This window comes from Microbacterium sp. HMWF026, assembly GCF_003061325.1.
Taxonomy (GTDB): Bacteria; Actinomycetota; Actinomycetes; order Actinomycetales; family Microbacteriaceae; genus Microbacterium; species Microbacterium testaceum_E.
The window spans coordinates 1-1,446 of record NZ_QAJB01000217.1 but is presented as its reverse complement, the minus strand read 5'-3'; the positions used below and the strand labels follow the sequence as shown (position 1 = coordinate 1,446).

General features: G+C 75.9%; 1 protein-coding gene and 1 pseudogene. One reads left to right on the top strand and one right to left on the bottom strand.

Annotation, left to right across the window (positions count from 1 at the left end; translation table 11 throughout):
* The coding region (locus tag DBR36_RS18305) for an ATP-binding cassette domain-containing protein (RefSeq protein ID WP_258222668.1) at nt 1–809 on the top strand (809 nt) is incomplete at its 5' end.
* Between the two features lie 115 nt (nt 810–924).
* Here DBR36_RS18305 and DBR36_RS08910 read toward each other — a convergent pair.
* Nucleotides 925–1,446, bottom strand: a pseudogene (locus DBR36_RS08910) (ABC transporter ATP-binding protein); the annotation flags it as partial.

Here is a 1,446-nt window from a genome sequence, read left to right as displayed (position 1 = left end):
GCCCGGTACCGCTCGCTCTCGCGTCGTGGCGGCAGGTGCGCTCGGCGGCGGAGCGGATCGCGGATGCCGTGCCGGCGACGGTCCCCGAGGGCCTGCCCCGCGACGAGCCGGCGGCGACCGGTCGCGCCCCGGCCCTGGGTACCGGGATCGAGCTGAGCGGGCTCGGCGCGCACTGGCCCGCCCGCGGCGAAGCCGACGACGACGCGGGGCGCCTTCACGACGTGTCGCTGCGCGTCGGCCCCGGCGAGCGGGTGCTCGTCAGCGGACCCAGCGGCGCCGGCAAGACGACGTTGGCGCACGTGCTCGCCCGCTTCCTGGACTACGACGGTTCGTTCCGCGTCGGCGGGGTCGAGGCGCGCGAGCTCTCGGGCGACGACCTGCGCCGCACGGTCGGACTAATCGAGCAGTCCCCCTACCTGTTCGACGAGTCGGTGCGGCAGAACCTGCTCTTCGCGCGCGACACCGCGACCGACGCCGACCTCTGGGGCGTCCTCTCCCGGGTGGGCCTGAGCGACTGGGCGCGCCAACGCGGAGGACTCGACGCGCGCGTGGGCGATCGCGGCGGACTCGTCTCGGGCGGACAGGCGCAGCGCCTGGCCCTCGCCCGCGCGCTGCTGCGCGGTTTTCCGGTGCTGGTGCTCGACGAACCGACCGCGGGCGTGGACCCCGCGGCATCCGATGCCCTTCTGCTCGACCTGCTCGGCGCGGTCGAGGACGATCAGGCGGCGGTGCTCGTGTCGCACGTCGACGTCCCCCCGGGCCTGGTCGACCGCGAGGTGCGGATGGAGGGCGGTCGCGTCGTCGCCTGATCGCCCGGGCCCGTCGGGCGCGCGGCTCTGCACCTTCGATCGAGTGTCCACGACACCCGGACGGTTTCGCGACGCGTCCGGGTGTTCTGGACACTCGATAGGCCGGAGGGGCGGGTCAGGATGCCGCGACGAAGCGCACGCGATCCGGCGGGACCGACAGGTGCACCACGTCGCCGGCGCGCAGCGCCGCGGCCTCGACCGGCGACACCTCGGCGACGGCGACGTCCGTGACCACGCGCACCCCGGCCGGGGTGGGCTCGAGGTGCGACACCGTCGCCGGCGCCCCTCGCCCGAGGCGCACGTCGACCGCGCGGAAGACCGCGGCCAGCGTCCGGCCGTCCGCCGCCGCGAGCGCGCGCGAAGCGGCATCCGCCGACTCCAGACGCAGGCCCCCGCGCTCCCACCCGCCGTCGCGCGTCGCACCCACGATCCGCTCGAGACCGGCGATCTTCGCCGCCACCTCGGTCGCCGGGGCCGACAGCACGTCACGAACCGTGCCGGCCTGCGTCACGCGCCCGCGCTCGACGATCAGCAGACGGTCGGCGAGAGCGGCGGCATCGACCGCGTCGTGCGTCACGGCGACCGTCGTCACCCCCGCCAGCCGTTCGCGCAGCATCGCCCGGATCTCGGATGCCGT